Source organism: Bradyrhizobium sp. USDA 4369 (assembly GCF_054056435.1).
The window spans coordinates 5,489,054-5,504,992 of the sequence record NZ_JBSRYH010000001.1 but is presented as its reverse complement, the minus strand read 5'-3'; the positions used below and the strand labels follow the sequence as shown (position 1 = coordinate 5,504,992).

At 64.6% G+C, this 15,939-nt stretch carries 14 protein-coding genes; 5 read left to right on the top strand and 9 right to left on the bottom strand.

What is annotated here, in order from left to right; all coding sequences use genetic code 11:
- The first annotated feature begins 460 nt into the window (after positions 1 to 460).
- Together ACVIJ6_RS24970 and ACVIJ6_RS24965 are read left to right on the top strand one after the other, a co-directional pair.
- Positions 461 to 1,618 carry a serine hydrolase domain-containing protein gene (locus ACVIJ6_RS24970; RefSeq protein ID WP_456774875.1) on the top strand — a complete coding sequence of 386 codons (1,158 nt, stop codon included), beginning with the start codon at positions 461 to 463 and terminating at the stop codon, positions 1,616 to 1,618.
- 136 nt (positions 1,619 to 1,754) lie between these two features.
- Positions 1,755 to 3,107: a flavin monoamine oxidase family protein gene (locus ACVIJ6_RS24965; protein WP_456774874.1), complete on the top strand. Its 1,353-nt coding sequence runs from the start codon at positions 1,755 to 1,757 to the stop codon at positions 3,105 to 3,107.
- Positions 3,108 to 3,256: 149 nt separating this feature from the next.
- Here the strand turns inward: ACVIJ6_RS24965 and ACVIJ6_RS24960 are convergent, their stop codons facing one another.
- Positions 3,257 to 3,850 (bottom strand): TetR/AcrR family transcriptional regulator, encoded by a 594-nt coding sequence (locus tag ACVIJ6_RS24960; protein WP_456774873.1) that lies wholly within the window; start codon positions 3,848 to 3,850, stop codon positions 3,257 to 3,259.
- A gap of 126 nt (positions 3,851 to 3,976) precedes the next feature.
- Here ACVIJ6_RS24960 and ACVIJ6_RS24955 point away from each other — a divergent pair, with 126 nt between their 5' ends.
- A complete protein-coding gene (locus ACVIJ6_RS24955) occupies positions 3,977 to 4,438 on the top strand; it encodes a tautomerase family protein (protein ID WP_456774872.1) in 462 nt (153 codons plus the stop codon).
- Between the two features lie 3 nt (positions 4,439 to 4,441).
- Complete coding sequence (locus ACVIJ6_RS24950; protein ID WP_456774871.1) at positions 4,442 to 5,245, top strand: SDR family NAD(P)-dependent oxidoreductase; 804 nt, start codon at positions 4,442 to 4,444, stop codon at positions 5,243 to 5,245.
- Between the two features lie 297 nt (positions 5,246 to 5,542).
- Here the strand turns inward: ACVIJ6_RS24950 and ACVIJ6_RS24945 are convergent, their stop codons facing one another.
- The 6 genes from ACVIJ6_RS24945 to ACVIJ6_RS24920 form a co-directional block, all read right to left on the bottom strand.
- Positions 5,543 to 6,547 (bottom strand): NAD(P)H-dependent flavin oxidoreductase, encoded by a 1,005-nt coding sequence (locus ACVIJ6_RS24945; protein WP_456774870.1) that lies wholly within the window; start codon positions 6,545 to 6,547, stop codon positions 5,543 to 5,545.
- Between the two features lie 49 nt (positions 6,548 to 6,596).
- On the bottom strand, positions 6,597 to 7,784 hold the full coding sequence (locus ACVIJ6_RS24940) for an acetyl-CoA C-acyltransferase (protein ID WP_456774869.1): 1,188 nt from the start codon (positions 7,782 to 7,784) through the stop codon (positions 6,597 to 6,599).
- Positions 7,785 to 7,831: 47 nt separating this feature from the next.
- The gene (locus tag ACVIJ6_RS24935; RefSeq protein WP_456774868.1) at positions 7,832 to 8,956 is read right to left on the bottom strand and encodes an acyl-CoA dehydrogenase family protein; all 1,125 of its coding nucleotides are present in this window, start codon (positions 8,954 to 8,956) and stop codon (positions 7,832 to 7,834) included.
- Between the two features lie 20 nt (positions 8,957 to 8,976).
- Positions 8,977 to 10,158 (bottom strand): acyl-CoA dehydrogenase family protein, encoded by a 1,182-nt coding sequence (locus ACVIJ6_RS24930; protein ID WP_456774867.1) that lies wholly within the window; start codon positions 10,156 to 10,158, stop codon positions 8,977 to 8,979.
- Between the two features lie 16 nt (positions 10,159 to 10,174).
- Positions 10,175 to 10,912 carry an SDR family oxidoreductase gene (locus ACVIJ6_RS24925; protein WP_456774866.1) on the bottom strand — a complete coding sequence of 246 codons (738 nt, stop codon included), beginning with the start codon at positions 10,910 to 10,912 and terminating at the stop codon, positions 10,175 to 10,177.
- Positions 10,913 to 11,188: 276 nt separating this feature from the next.
- A complete protein-coding gene (locus ACVIJ6_RS24920; protein ID WP_456774865.1) occupies positions 11,189 to 11,821 on the bottom strand; it encodes a DsbA family protein in 633 nt (210 codons plus the stop codon).
- Positions 11,822 to 12,129: 308 nt separating this feature from the next.
- Between ACVIJ6_RS24920 and ACVIJ6_RS24915 the strand changes: the two genes are divergently transcribed.
- A complete protein-coding gene (locus tag ACVIJ6_RS24915; RefSeq protein WP_456774864.1) occupies positions 12,130 to 12,678 on the top strand; it encodes a winged helix-turn-helix transcriptional regulator in 549 nt (182 codons plus the stop codon).
- A gap of 40 nt (positions 12,679 to 12,718) precedes the next feature.
- Here the strand turns inward: ACVIJ6_RS24915 and ACVIJ6_RS24910 are convergent, their stop codons facing one another.
- Positions 12,719 to 14,521 (bottom strand): AMP-binding protein, encoded by a 1,803-nt coding sequence (locus tag ACVIJ6_RS24910; RefSeq protein WP_456774863.1) that lies wholly within the window; start codon positions 14,519 to 14,521, stop codon positions 12,719 to 12,721.
- Between the two features lie 176 nt (positions 14,522 to 14,697).
- Positions 14,698 to 15,897, bottom strand: coding sequence for an ABC transporter substrate-binding protein (locus tag ACVIJ6_RS24905; protein WP_456774862.1), 1,200 nt, complete (start codon positions 15,895 to 15,897; stop codon positions 14,698 to 14,700).
- Positions 15,898 to 15,939: the final 42 nt, after the last annotated feature.

The window sequence follows — 15,939 nt, the reverse complement described above, 5'->3', positions numbered from 1 at the left end:
CATGGCCTGCGACGAATTCCGGCACACCGCGTTCCAGCGGGACCGACATCGACGTGCCGATATTTAAAGTTCTTTTTTTGAACTCGTCAAGCAAGCAACATTCGAATGCTGGTCGACCTGCCGGGCGTGACGCGATGGCACCGCAGCTCCCCGCTGCAATGATGAGTATTTGGCTACACTATGATGGCGGTGGGTTCTGCATCCGGAAGCATAAGGATCCTTCGCGTAGCTGCAATCGACGCTTGAAGCTCAAGACATTTCACCAGCGCGTTGCACGGGCAATCAATAACATTCCAAAAAAGAACCATTGACGGAGGTGCTTGCATCAGCAAACCTTCGACGCGGGCCGTGGGCATCTTCCGTGCAGCCTCAAGGCGGCTCCGCAAGCGGTTCCTCGCGCTCGACCGGCTGCGGACGGAGGTCCTTGGACAACAAGGAAATCAATAAGGAAACAGACCCGATGAACGACCGCCCAGCGCCCACGCTGCTCTCACTCGGAGTCTTCACCGGGGTACCACAACACGAGAATTTCTGTCGGCTGAAGGATCTGCTGCCGAGCAGGCGGATGGCGGCCGCAACGACACCACGTCCGTTCGCGGCGGGCGAGCCGATCACGTTGCCGCCGTCCTACACCTTCGACGGGACAGCCAGACCGACCGCGGATTTCCTGGCCGCGACGGATACGGCCGCGCTGCTGGTGCTTAAGGACGGGCAAATCCGGCTCGAGCAGTACGCACTGACCGGCGGTCCGGACGTGCCATGGATGTCGTGGTCGGTGAGCAAGAGTTTTGTTTCCGCTCTGGTCGGGATCGCGATCGATGAAGGACTGATCGGCGGAATCGACCAGCCGCTCAGCGATTACGTTCCCGTCAAGCCCGGCTCGGCGTATGACGGTGTCAGGATCAAGGACGTGTTGCAGATGTCGTCCGGCGGCCGTTGGAGCGAGGTCTACAGCGATCCCAATTCCGATATCTTTCGGCTGGGCGCGGCGATGGCAGGTGCCATCACGCTGGACGAATTCGTTGCGACCACCGTTCCGGAATCTCCGCCCGGCACCGTCTGCCGTTACAGCTCGGCCGACACGCAGGCGCTCGGCACCCTCTTGGTGAAGGCCACCGGCCGCTCGCTGACCGACTACATGCGCGAGAAGATCTGCGATCCCCTCGGCTTCGAATCCGACAGCTACTGGCTGATCGACCCGTCGGGCCGCGAGATGGCGTTCGCCGGCCTCAATCTCACTGCGCGCGATGCCGCGAAGCTCGGCGAACTCTACCGCAACCACGGCCGCAGCCACGGCCGCCAGATCGTGCCGGAGGCATGGGCGAGAGCCTCTGTCCGGGCGGACGCGCCGCATCTGCAACCGGGGCGCACAATGATCGGCACCCAGGCGACATCGGTCGGTTATGGATATCAGTGGTGGCTGCTCGACGGCGATCGCAGCGAGTTCGCGGGAATGGGCGTGTACAATCAACTGATCTATGTCGATCCATCCCGCGGCGTCGTGATCGTCAAGCTCTCAGCCAACCGCAGCTACGGCACCTCGACGGAGGAGTCGGCCAACCGCAACGCAGAGAATTTCACCTTGCTTCGCGCCATCAGCGCCAGTCTCGGCGATTAGACCATGAAGCGGCCAGCGGCGGCCGCAACTTAGAGGGCGCGCCGGGCCGCACGGTCGGGCACGGCATGTCCGACGGCGAGACCCCGCTCGCTGAACATACCACCTCGATCTCCACCCCGCTCTCAGGAGAAGCGACATGAACGCACCGTTCCATCGCCGCACCGACATCGTGGTCATCGGCGCCGGAGCCGCCGGTCTTTACGCGGCGCGGGAGTTGAAGCGCGCAGGCAAACGCGTCCTCCTGCTCGAGGCCCGCGACCGCGTCGGCGGCCGCACCTTGAGCGAGACGATCGGCGGCGTCACCATCGACCTCGGCGGCCAGTGGGTCGGGCCAACTCAATCACGCGTCCACCAGCTCATTGCCGAATACGGCCTTTCGACCTTTCCGACGTTCTGCGAAGGCGACTCCGTTCTCTGGATGAAGGGCGAGCGGGCCGTCCACTCCGCGATGTTTCCCAGCCCAAATCCCGAGATCGGCGCCGAACTCGAAGCCGCGTTCGCGACGATCGACGCGGTCGGCGCGACCATCCCGCTGGAGACGCCATGGATGACCCCCGGGGCCGCGGAGCTCGACGGCAAGAGCTTCTACACCTGGGTGCGCGAAACCGTTCAAAGCGAGTTCGCGCGCTTTGTGTTCGACAGTCTTGCGGCGACGCTGTTCTCGTCCGATCCGCGCGATCTCTCGTTCCTCCACGTCGCCGCCTACATCGCTGCCGCGGGAGGCTTCGAGACGATCACTCAGACGGCAGGCGGCGCCCAGGACCGACGGTTCGTGACGGGCTTCCAGGATGTCAGCAAGCGGATGGCCGCGGAACTCGAGGCCGAACTGATCCTATCGAGTCCGGTGTTCAGGATTCAGCATGACGCCAAGGGGGCCGTCGTCCATGCGGAGAAGGCCACGATCCGCTGCGAGCATGTCATCGCCACGCTTCCACCGGCGCTTGCGTCCCGGATTGCCTATGATCCACCGCTGCCGGCGCTGCGCGATCAGCTCACGCAGCGGATGCCGATGGGCACCGCGGTCAAGCTCATGTTGTTCTACGAGCGGCCATTCTGGCGCGACGAAGGTCTCAGCGGCCTGGCCTTCTCCGATCTTCCCGTCGGCCTTACCTATGACAACTCTCCCGCGGATACTTCTTGCGGTATCCTTGTCGGCTTCATCGAAGGGAGCTACGGGCGTTTGTGGGGCGCGAAGTCTCCCGGGGAACGCCAGGCGGAGGCCCGTCGCAGCTTCGAACTTTACTTCGGAGCCGAGGCCGGTCGCCCGACCGGCTATGTCGAGAAGTATTGGGCAGACGACGAATGGTCGCGCGGTTGCTACGCCGGAATCATGCCGCCGGGCGGCTGGACCGGATTTGGTCCAGCGCTGCGGCAGCCGGTCGGCCGCATCCATTGGGCCGGCACCGAGACCGCGACCGAATGGATGGGATATGTCGAAGGCGCGCTGCAATCCGGCGAGCGCGCCGCGCGGGAGGTCCTCGCAGCGTGAACGTCATACCGGATGCGTTGCTCCGAACAAAGCTATCCGAGCAAGGCAAAACTAGGTGATCGGCGCACCGAAGACCGGACGCGCTGATCCCGCGCAATCAGCGCGTCGCCTTGCGGCCAGCCGCTATGATCAGTTCGCGGTTATGCGGATCACGACGATTTGGCACGGGGGCGGTGTTCGCCAGCAGATTTCGGCGGCTCAATCAGACACTGCTGCGTCTCGGTCGCAAGCAGTTCGCGCCGGAGATCGCTCGACGCCGGCATGGCGCGGGCCAGCATCAACGCCCCGACCATGCGGCAGATCAAGTCCACCGCCTCCTCGCGCGCCATGGGCGTCGCTGACGACGCGTTCTGCACCCAGTCGATCATGCGTTCGATGCCTTCGGCAAAGACCTCCTTGATGGCGTCCGGCTGCCGCGCAATATCGCCAGCCAGCGACGCGGCCGGGCACGTCGTGCCGGGCGCGTCGCGAGCCGCGTCCGACAGATAGGATTTCACAAAGGCCTCGCGCCCCGGCGTGGTCTCGCGGACACGCTCCATCTCGTGGAACGCATGCGCGAGCGCCTCGCCGGCCAGCGCGCTCTTGGACTCGAAATGATTGTAGAAGCCGCCATGGGTGAAGCCGGCGGCCTTCATCAGCGCCCCCACCGAAATATTCTCGAAACCGCGCTCTCGAAACAGCCGGGCCGCCTTCGCGACCACCTTCTGCCTGTTCTTCAGCGTCTGACTCTCGGTAATCCGCACCGATCATCCCTCCAATTACCATTCCCATAACAATGATAGACGTCATCAATGGAGATTGACAACCGCTGAAACAATGATGATGATTGTCATCATAGAGAGGCCGCCACGGGCCATGAGGGAGGTTTCATGCCGTTCTGGAAGATCTATCATCCGGTGGGAGCGTTCACCGCCGAGGATAAGCGCGCGCTGTCGGAGCGCATCACCGGCTGCTATCGCGGGCTGCCGAAGTTCTACGTCATCGTCCTGTTTCAGGAGGTGGCGCCGGACTCGTTCTACAAGGGCGGCGAAGAGGCGAGCAATTTCGTGCGGATCTGGGTCGACCATATCGCCCGGTCCTTCCCGCCTGATGCCAAGGAGCGGAAAGCCAAATGGCTGAGCTGGGCCGAAGCCGCTCTCGCGCCCTACATCAAGGACAGGGGATTCGATTGGGAAATCCACATCGACGAAACCCCGTTCGATCTCTGGCAGATCCAGGGCATCGCGCCGCCGCCGCCGCATTCCGACCACGAGAAGCTGTGGGTTCAGGAGAACAAGCCGGTGCCCTACCCCATCCAAGACCCGGCTCCAGCCGCTCAATCGGAGACTTGATCAATGAGTGATCACCAGCGTTTCGCAGTTGTCACCGGCGCGTCGTCGGGGATAGGCGTCGCCTATGCGGAGCGCCTCGCCGCCCGCGGCTATCATCTGATCCTCGTCGCGCGCCGCCGCGAGCGTCTCGAAGAGACCGCTCGCAACATTCGCGCCAGGACGAATGTCACGGTCGAAATCGTGACGGCCGACCTCGGCGACAGCAACGACCTGTCCCGCGTCGCCACGCTGATCGAGGGGCGCGAGGACATCGATATGCTCGTCAACAATGCCGGACTCGGCGCGCTCGGCCTGACCGCACAGGTCTCCGCGTCGGCACTCGACAATCTGATCAAGATCAACGTGCAGGCGCTGACGCGCCTGACCCAGGCGGCGCTGCCTGGTTTCCTGCGCCGCGACCACGGCACGATCATCAACATCGCCTCGATCATCGCGCTGATGCCGACCCCGACCGGCGCCGGCTATTCGGGTTCGAAGGCGTATGTGCTGAACTTCACCCGCTCGCTCCAGAGTGAGCTGGCGAACACCAAGGTGAAAGTCCAGGCCGTCCTTCCCGGCCCGGTCCGCACCGAGTTTTTCGAAGCCTCCGGCCTGAAGCAGGCGCCATTCCCCGACGAATTGTTCATGACGGCGGAGGAGCTGGTCGACACCGCGCTCACGGCGCTGGATCAGGACGAACTCATCTGCCTTCCCGCGCTGCAGGACCTGTCGGCGTGGACAGCCTACGAAGCCGCTCGCGGCGAGCTGATCCGCGCGCTGACCCAGTCCGGCCGGCCGGCGACGCGCTACGCCAAGCAGGCCGGCTGATACAGCGAGCCCATGCAGTCTGCAACGTCTCGGCGCCAGCCACGCGACCGGCGCCGAGGCTACGATGTCGTCGGGCAGCGAGTTCGCGATGGTTCCCGCGCGCCGGCAGGCCGCAGTGCTGCCGAGCGCCGGATCAAGCGTGTTGAACCTGCACTGCGGGATGGGGGCTCCAGACATCACGAGACGCGCGCCGCGAAGCTCGCTAAACATCTGACGATGACGGACACCGAACATGCGAACGCCCCGCCGGGGTTACCTCGGCGGGGCGTCTTCGGCATGTCCTGATGAGCTCGGCGCTTACGCGACTTTCCGCGCGCCCGAGATATCACCGTCCAGGAAGCCGGTCAGCCGGCTGCGGATCAGGCTCTCGGCCTCCGCCATGATCCGGTCGATCAGCTCCTTGACGGTCGGGATGTCGTGGATCAGGCCGACCACCAGCCCGCAGCTCCAGGCGCCCGCGTCCATGTCACCGTCGACCATCACCTTCGGGTAGACTCCGGCGACTTCGTCATGAATGTCCTGGATGGTGAGGTTCTTGCCCTTCTCGCGTTCGATCTCGATCAGACGCTCGACACCCTTGTTGGTCAGCACGCGTTCGGTGTTGCGCAGCGCCCGCATGACCAGCCTGGTATCGAGTTCGGTGGCTTTCAGCAGCGCGTCCTTGACGTTCTGGTGCACCGGCGCCTCCTTGGTCGCGATGAAGCGCGTGCCCATGTTGACGCCGGCCGCGCCGAGCGCGAGCGCGGCCACCAGGCTGCGTCCGTCAGCCATACCGCCGGACGCGATGAACGGAATCGCCAGCTCGTCGGCGGCGCGCGGCAGCAGGATCATGTTCGGCATGTCATCCTCGCCGGGATGACCGCCGCACTCGAAACCATCGACGCTCACCGCATCGCAGCCGATCTGCTGGGCCTTCAGCGAGTGTCGCACCGAGGTGCACTTATGGATGACCTTGATGCCTGCCGCCTTCAGCGCCGGCATGTACTGCTCCGGACTGCGGCCCGCCGTCTCGACGACGCGGACGCCGCCTTCCTTGATGGCGGCGATGTATTCCGGATAAGGCGGCGCGGTGAACGTCGGCAGGAACGTCAGATTGACGCCGAACGGCTTGTCGGTCATGTCGCGGCAGCGCGCGATTTCCTTGGCGAGCAGTTCGGGCGTGCGCTGCGTCAGGCCGGTGATGACGCCGAGGCCGCCGGCATTCGACACCGCGGCGGCGAGTTCGGCGAATCCGACATAGTGCATTCCGCCCTGGACGATCGGATGTTCGATCCCAAGCATTTCGGTGATGGCTGTCTTCACGCGCGTTTCTCCAATGTCTCTTGTTGTCGATGAGCCCTAGCGTTGGCCCTTAGTGCACGATTTCGAGCAGGCCCGCGGCGCCCATGCCACCGCCGACGCACATCGTCACGACGGCGTATTTCGCCTTGCGCCGCCGTCCCTCGATCAGCGCGTGGCCCACGAGCCGCGCCCCGGTCATGCCGTAGGGATGGCCGAGCGCGATCGAGCCGCCATTCACGTTCAGCCTCTCCGGGTCGATGCCGAGCTTGTCCCGACAATACACCACCTGCACCGCAAAGGCTTCGTTGAGCTCCCACAGATCGATGTCGTCGACCTTCAGCCCGTGGCGCGCCAGCAGCCGCGGCACGGCGAGCACCGGGCCGATTCCCATCTCATTCGGCTCGCAGCCCGCTGAGACGAAGCCGCGGAAGATGCCCAGTGGTTTCAGGCCCTTTTGCGCGGCCAGGGTGTCGCTCATGATCACGGCCGCGCTGGCGCCGTCGGACAATTGGCTGGCGTTGCCGGCAGACACGGTGAAGCCGGGTCCCTTGGCCGGCTTGAGTCCGGCGAGCCCCGCAGCCGTCGTGTCCGGACGCGGCCCCTCATCGGTCGACAGCGTCACCGGCTGATAAGAGGTGGTGCCGGTCGCCTTGTCGGTGACCGCCATGGTGGTGCTGATCGGCGCGAGTTCGTCATTGAAGCGACCCGCCTGCTGCGCCGCCGCGGTGCGCCGCTGGCTCTCGAGGCTATATTCATCCTGCCGCTCCCGCGAGATGCCATAGCGCTCGGCGACCACCTCCGCGGTGTCCAGCATCGCGATATAGGCGTCGGGCTTCATCGCGTGAAGCTCCGGATCGACCGCATGGAACGCGTTCATCTTGTCGTTCTGAACCAGGCTGATCGATTCACCGCCGCCGGCGATCGCCACCGTGACGCCGTCGAACAGGACGGAACGCGCCGCCAGCGCGATCGCCTGCAGGCCGGAGGCGCATTGGCGATCGATCGTCGTCGCAGCGACGCTCACCGGCAGGCCAGCCCGCAGCAGAGCCTTGCGGGCGATGTTGGAGCCCGTCGTCCCCTGCTGCATCGCGCAGCCCATCACCACATCCTCGACCTCGGCGCCGTCAACCCCCGAGCGGGACAGCGCCGCCGAGATCGCGTGGCCGAGCAACGTCGCGCCTCCGGTGTGGTTGAGTGCTCCCTTATAGGCCTTCCCGATCGGGGTGCGGGCCGTCGAAACGATCACAGCTTCGGTCACTTGTAGTCCTCCGGTTGAGGCCAGGCCTTGGGGGCGATGAGGCAAGCTCAGCTCTGCTGGGCGTAGCGCATCAGATGAAATGTGGGATCGCCGAACTGGATGTTGATCGCGCTGATCCGCTTGAAGTAATGGCCGACATTGAGCTCGTCGCTCATGCCCATGCCGCCATGCAGTTGGACGGACTGATCGGCGACGAAGCGCGCGGCTGTTCCGACCTTGGACTTGGCTCCCGACGCCAACCGCGAGAGGTGCGGTTCGTTGGACGCGAGACTGAGGTTCAGGTGCTGGGTGAGCGAAATCGACTCCTCGAGCGCGATGAACGTGTCCACCATCCGGTGCTGCAGCACCTGAAACGTTCCGAGCGTCACGCCGAACTGCTTGCGGGTCTTGCTGTACGCCAAGGTCGCGGCATTCAGCTCGGTCATCGCGCCGACAGCCTCGGCGCATTGGGCGGCGATCGCGCGGTCGCGGCAGGCTTCGAGCGCGGCCGCCCCCTCGCCCTCGGCGCCCAGCATGTCCTCCGCCGGAACCCTGACCTCCATCAGCACGAGTTCGGCGGCGCGCCGTCCGTCGATTGTCCGAAAGCTCTGCAGATGCAGATTGGCGGCATGACGGTCGACCACGAACAGGCTGAGCCCGCTGTTGCCGTCACCCGCGGTCCGCGCCGAGACGATCAGCCTGTCGGCCCAGGGCGCGGCTGTCACGCCGACCTTCTTGCCGCTCAGAACGTAATGCTCACCGTCGCGCCGGGCGGTGGTTTCGACCTTGTCGACATCGTAGCGCGACGGCCGCTCGGCCCAGGCCAGCGCCCAGATCGTGCTGCCGTCCATGATCTTCGGCAAGTAGTCGGCGCGCTGCGCGGCGCTCCCGATGGCGGCGATCAGGCCTCCGGCGAGCACCACCGTTTCGAAATAGGGCTCGACCACCAGATGGCGGCCGAACTCCTGCATCACGATCATGGTGGCGAGCGCGCCGCCGCCCAGACCGCCGACGCTCTCATCGAATGGCGCGGCGCAGAGCCCGAGGTCCGCGAGCGCCGTCCAATGCCTGCGACTGAAGCCTTCGTCGCTCGCCACGATCTTGCGGCGCGCATCGAAGGTGTACTGATCGTGCAGCAGCCGCTGGATGCTGGCACGCAGCAGCTCTTGTTCTTCGGTGAATTGAATGTCCATCGGTGCCTCGTGCGAACCGGTCAGAGACCGAGGACCGCTTTCGCGATGATGTTGTGCTGGATCTCGTTCGATCCGCCGTAGATGCTGAGCTTGCGCGCGTTGAGATATTTCTCGGCCGCGGTGTGGCCGTAGTCGGGCCCGGGCATGAAGCGATTGGCGCTGAACGGCTGCTCGCGCAGCGCCAGCCCGTCATTGCCGATCGCCTGATGCGTCAATTCGGTGATGCGCTGGAAAATCTCGGTGCCCCGGATCTTGAACAGCGACGCCGCAGGTCCAGGATCGATGCCGCGCGCCATCTGCGCGACGATGCGCAGCTCGGTCGCCTCCAGCGCGAGCAGATCGAGTTCGACCCGCGCGATCTCCCTGATGAACTCGCGATATGTCGAATCGTCTTCGGCGATCTCGGTTTTGACGATCTGCTTCAGCCGCTGCAGATAGCGGGTGGAGCGGCCGATGCCGGCCATGCTGGTGCGCTCATTGCCCAGCAGGAATTTGGCGTAGGTCCAGCCCTTGTTTTCCTCGCCGATCAGGTTCTCCACGGGAACGCGGACATCCTCGAGAAAGACGTCGTTGATCTCGTGCGAACCGTCGATGGTGATGATCGGACGGACCGTGACGCCGGGCGTCTTCATGTCGATCAGCAGAAACGAAATGCCCGCCTGCGGCTTGGCGGAGGGATCAGTCCGCACCAGGCAGAAGATCCAGTCGGCATGCTGGGCCAGCGTGGTCCAGGTCTTGTGCCCGTTGACGACGTAATGATCGCCGTCGCGCACCGCCCTGGTGCGCACCGCGGCGAGGTCGGAGCCGGCCCCCGGCTCCGAATACCCCTGGCACCACCAGTCGTCGCCAGAAAGAATGCGCGGCAGAAACCTGGCCTTCTGCGCCGCATTGCCGAAGGTGTAGATCACCGGTCCGACCATGGTGACGCTGAAGGCGAGCGGCGGCAGCGTGCCGGCGCGCGAGGTCTCCTGCTCGAAGATGAAGCGCTGCGTAATCGACCAGCCCGGGCCGCCATATTCCTTCGGCCAGAGCGGCGCAATCCAGCCCTTGCGATACAGGATGCGATGCCACAGCAGCGACTGCTCCTTGGTGAGATCCGTCTCCGGATTCGGCACGCGCATCTCGGCCGGATAATTGTCGGCGATGAAGGCGCGAACCTCATCGCGGAACGCCGCGTCTTCCTTCGACAGCTTCAGCTCCATCGCTGCGGCTCCCCCGTCACCATTTCTCGCCGAACGGGCGGATTTCCAGCTCGAAGGTCCAGGCACTGCGCGGCTGCTGATAGAGCTGCCAGTACGAACTGGCGACCGACGATGGCGGCATCAAGAGATCGGGATTGTCGAGCGCGGCCGGGCCGAGCGCCTCGAGCCGGCGCTGCCGCACCCATTCGGTGTCGACGCCGGAATCGATGATGAGATGCGCGACGTGAATGTTCTTCGGCCCGAGCTCGCGAGCCATCGCCTGCGCCACGGCGCGCAGGCCGAACTTGGCACTGGCGAACGCCGCATAGCCCGAGCCGCCGCGCAGGCTCGCGGTCGCACCGGTGAAGAAGATGTTGCCCTGCCCGCGCGGCACCATCAGGCGCGCCGCCTCGCGTCCGACCAGGAAGCCCGAATAGCACGCCATCTCCCAGACTTTGCGGAAGACGCGCTCGGTGGTGTCGAGGATCGGAAAATTGACGTTCGCGCCGATGTTGAAAATACAGACATCGAGCGGAGCGTGCTTGTCGGCGTCCTGCAGAAAGGCGACGACCTCCTCTTCCTTGCGGGCGTCGAGCGACCGCGCGTGGATTTCGCCGCCGGCCTGCTCGATCTCCTTGACGAGAGGCTCGAGCTTGGCGCCGTTGCGGCGCCCGGCGAACACCGTAAACCCTTCCGCGGCGAACTTCTTGGCGATCTCGCCGCCGATGTAGTCGCCGGCGCCGATCACGGCGACGGTTGCGTTCCTCTTCTGCAAGGGTCTTCTCCCGCTGGGTTGATTGGATGGCAAAGGCAATGCGCCGCACTCAGCCGGCGCGGCGCCGGACACCGCATCGGATCATCGGAACGGCCGCGACCCGCGCTGCGGCTGAAGCTTCCGGCATGGCGACCTCCCGATCGATGGGCGCCGGCTTCGTGGCGAGCGCACCAGGCGTTACAGTTCTTTTTTGGAATGAACTGGTCGTGAGCGTCATCACCGGATCCTCGCTGTTCGCGCAGCGGCAGGCTGCGAGACGCCGCTCGCGGCTACTCCTCAGCCTGTCTGCGACGCCGGCCGCCGGGTCTGCTCGACGATCGATTCCTCGACGTCGCGGAGCTGATCCTTGCCGAAGAACATTTCGTCGCCGACGAAAAAGGTCGGCGAACCGAACGCGCCACGACGGACCGCGTTTTCGGTGAGCTCGATCAACCTCTTCTTGACATCGTCCTGCTGCGCCCGGGCAGCGAGCCTGTCGATGTCGACCCCTGATGACAGAAACGCGCTGCGGAAGATCGCGGGATCGTCCATCTTCTTGGGCTCTTCCCACATGTGGTGATAGGCGGCGCGGAAATACGGCTCGAACAGGCCTTCGAACTGCGCCGCGACGGCGCCTCGCATGAGCATCAGGGTATTGACCGGAAAAAACGGATTGGAACGGAACTTGGCGATGCCGTGCCGGCGGATGAAGCGCTGGGTCTCGAGCGCCTGATACTCCGGCTTGTTCTTGATGCCGCGAAGCGAGTCGAATGGCGACATGTTGCCGGTCGCCTTGTAGATGCCGCCGAGCAGCACCGGCACGTAGTCGAACTTCACGCCGGTGCGCTGCTCGATACCCGGGATGGCGACCTCCGCCAGATAGGCATTGGGGCTGCCGAAATCGAACAGGAACTCAACCTTCACAGTCATGACCGCCTTCTCCCCGACCGCGTTTCTGGCCCGGCGCAGAGGCCCGACCGATTATCTGGCTGCCATTCTTATGGTTCTAAATTAGAACTGTCAAACGCATTGTAACTGGATTTTTCACGCCTCCGCGATCAGGCGGCGGAGATCTTCTCTGGCTTTGCTCGCGCCGCGCTTTCCGCGCGACGTCAAGACAAGCCGTCGCCGCGCCTGACAGCGCCGGGGTTGTTCGGGGCTCAGTACCGATCTAGAATGGATATTCCGGGGGAGCCGATGCGGCTCGGCCCCTCCGGCGGGGCGGGCTGGAGACGTGCATGAAGTGGAAGGAACTTGAGGAAGAACCGTGCTCGATGGCACGGACGATCGCGGTGATCGGTGATCGCTGGACTCTGCTGATCCTGCGCGAGTGCTTTCTCCGCAAGCGGCGCTTCGAGGCGTTTCAATCCTCGCTCGGCATCACCCGCCACCTGCTCGCCGAACGGCTAAAGAAGCTGGTGCGCCAGGGCATTCTGCGCCGCGTCCCCTATCAGGAGTCGCCGAAGCGCCACGAATACATCCTGACGCAGAAGGGCCTCGATCTGTACCCGATCATGATGGCGATCGTGCATTGGGGCGACACCCATATGGTCGACGAACGTGGCCGGCCCGTGCTGCACGAGCACAAGAAGTGCGGCAAGCACTTCGACCCGGTGATGGTCTGCTCGGAATGCGGCGAACCGCTGCTGGCCAAGGAAGTCCACACACATCCGGGACCGGGTGGGTGGGCCGGTTCGGCACCCCTGCCGCCCGATTCACCGCCCGAGCCAACCACCGGCCCCAAAGCAGACCGCGCCAAGGCAAAGTCGCGCGCCCGGGCGGCCTGAGCCGGCCCGGGGCACTCTCCGGCCTAGCGCCAGCCTAGCCTCACAAACGGACCACCTCGGAATATGGCTCGGCGGCGTACAGCCGTTCGACATGCTCGCCGCGGTGCTTGAGCACCGCGCGCTGGTTGACATAGGCCTTGTCGGTGATCTCCCCCGCGGCCATCGACGCGGGCTCCTTCAAGAGCAGGAACGCGCCCACCCGCTCGCTGCTGCCGACCGTGGCGTTGTACTCGCTGAGCCTCTCCTTGAGGAAAGCGGCCACGCCGGGGTCGGCGGTCAGGTCGGAGTCGGGATCCGCCGCCACGCGCTTGGCTTCTGCCGGATTGAGCCAGCCCAGCAGGGTGCAGGAGTCGCGGTTCTCTCCGGCGATGACGATGTCCAGCAACACGCCGCGGGTCGCCGCCAGGATCGAGGCGCGCATCGCGCCGATCGAGACCCAGGTGCCGTTCGCCAGCTTGAAGTTCTCCGAGATGCGCCCGGTGAAGCGCAGCCCGCGCTCCGGCCGGTCCGGATCGATGAACGAGACCGTATCACCGATGCGGTAGAACCCCTCCTCGTCGAACGCCATCGCGGTCAGATCAGGCCGGCCGAGATAGCCCGGCGTGACGTTCGGCCCCTTCACCCGCACCTCATAAGTATCGGACACCGGGATCAGCTTCAGTTGCAGCCCTGGCGCCGGCAGGCCGATTTCGCCCGGCTGATCGGTCGCCCAATGCGTCGTGCTGATCGTCGGCGCGGTCTCGGTCGTGCCATAGCCCGACATCACCGGAATTTGGCGGCCGGTGATCGACGACGTCAGCCGATACAGCTTCTCCAGCGTCCCCTCGGAGATGGCGGCTCCGGCGTAGCTCAGCCGATCCATGCGTTTGAACACCCGCGCACCGATGTCCGCATCCCGCTCGATCGCCTCGCACAGCAGATTGTAGCCGGCGGGCACGTTGAACATCGCCGTCGGCGAGATCTCGGTGAGATTGGCGATCGTCTTGTGGAAGAGTTGCGGCAAGGGCCGGCCATCATCGATATAGAGCGTCCCGCCATTCTTGAGAGTGCCGTGAAGAATGACGTTGCCGCCCATGGTATGATGCCAGGGCAGCCATTCGACCTGGATCGGATGCGGCGACGGCGACACCAGCAGGATGCCCATCTGCAGCGCGCTGGCCATCATGCGGTGGGTATTCAGGACGCCCTTCGGCAGGCCGGTCGAGCCCGAGGTGAACAGGACCTTGGCGACGGCGTCGCAGGGCAGTGCTGCGGCAGCCTGGGCGAACCCGTCTCCGGGCGCCTTGGCGGCGAGTGAGCGGAACGGAATCGTCTCGGGCGCACCGTCGACACTGATCCAGGTCGCTGCGGCCAATTCCGGAATGGCGCGCCCTGGGGAGAATTGCGGGCCGCTCTGCACGAACACGAAGCGCGGCTGCAGCACCTCGGCAATGTCCTTCAAGCGCGCCAGCCCGCCCGGCATCATCGAGTAGTTCGGCGACACCGGCGCCACGATCACGCCGATCGACATCGCAGCGAACGCCACGATCGCATGCTCGATCGAGTTGCCGGAGAGAATCGCCAGCCGGTCGCCCGTCGTGGCGCCCAGGTCGAGCAGGCTCTGGCCGACCGCCTGAACCTGCAGCCAGGCTTCGCCATAGCTGATCTCGTCCCATCCGCCGGCCTGGTTGCGCTGCGCGAGAAAGACGCGGTCCGGAGCCGCCCCGGCCCAGTGCGGAAGAAAATCAGTGATCCGCCATTCGCACGGACTCCATGCGATCGGCGAGCGCAGAATCAGCGTTCCATCAGCCCGGGCGTCGATCGACAGCTCCCTCGGCGCAAATGTCAGCGTATGTGTCGACATTGAGATCTCCCACCCGGATTGCAGCAAGAACCAAAGATGACGGCCCGGCATGGCGCCGGCCGCAAGCAGGGACGCACACCGCCGCAATCAGGCGGTACACCTCACCGGGTACGGATGCCGCCGCGGCGGCACCCGACTGGCGCGAAGGATCAGTCAGACTGTGTCAGTCAGACTTATCAGTCCGATTTGGCGTCCAGAACGTCGCCGAAGGCGTCCCAGGCCGAACCGGTCCAGCGTTGCAGACGCATCTGGGTCCAGATCATGTTCTCGGTCTCGCTGGTATTGACCTTGATGCCCGGAAGCGCCGTCGGCACGACGACGTCGCGCAGATTCTTGGCCTGGGCGAGGATGTTCTTGCGCGACAGGTCGTCGCCGCATTGCTTGAGAATCTGCTCCAGCACCAAGCCCTGCTGATAGCCGGTCAGATAACTGCCGTTGGACAGGTCGGCGCCCTGCAGATACTTGTCGAAGAAAGCCCGATAGGCCTGCACGCCCGGATCGCTCTTCCACGACTCGTCGAGCACATCCTTGTTGGTGCTGCCGACGATCACCCCGACCGACTTGTCGAGCCCCGCCGGCGCCAGCGTCCCGCCGACCGATCCGGAAGGAAAATTGACGATCACCGTGGCTTTCCAGCCGATCACATAAGCCTGCCGGATCGCCTGCGCGGCGAATTTCGGCGTGCCGGCGATCACCAGCGCCTCGGCACCCGAGCTCTTCAGATTGGTGACCTGCGAATCGATCGTCGGCTCGCTGACCTCATAGGAGGCGCTGACGACCTTCCTGTCGAAGTCCTTGCCGAGATAGGACCTGAAGGCGTTGAGGTAGTCTTTTCCGAGATCATCGTTCTGATAAAGAATGGCGTATTTGGCGTTCGGCAGCGCCTTCGTCAGGTACTTCGCGTAGATCTTTCCTTCGGTATCGTAGCTGACGAGCCCGGTGGTGATCAGCGGATAGTCCGCGACATTCGTGAACTTCGACGAGCCGCTGATGATGGCGATGCTGGGCACCCCCTTCGTCCGCAGATACTTCGCGGTCGCCGAGATTCCTGGCGTCCCGAGCTGGCCATACATGAAGGCGACCTCGTCGCTCTCGACCAGCTTGCGGACGTGCTCCACCGTCTTGGGCGGGCTGTAGCCGTCATCATAGGCGATGTAGTTGATCTTGCGCCCGTTGATGCCGCCGCGGTCGTTGAGCGACTGGATGTAGGCAATCAGCCCGCGGCCGACGAGCCCGAGCGACGAGGCTGGCCCGCTGAACGGGAACACGCCGCCGATCTTGATTTCCGTCGACGTAACGCCGGGCATGTCTGCGGCGACGGCCGCTTGGCCGGCGACAAGCGACAGCGCCGCAGCAATAATCCACTGTGTCTTCATTCGTTGTCCTCCCCAACCCGCACCTTTTGGCGCGTGGCACAC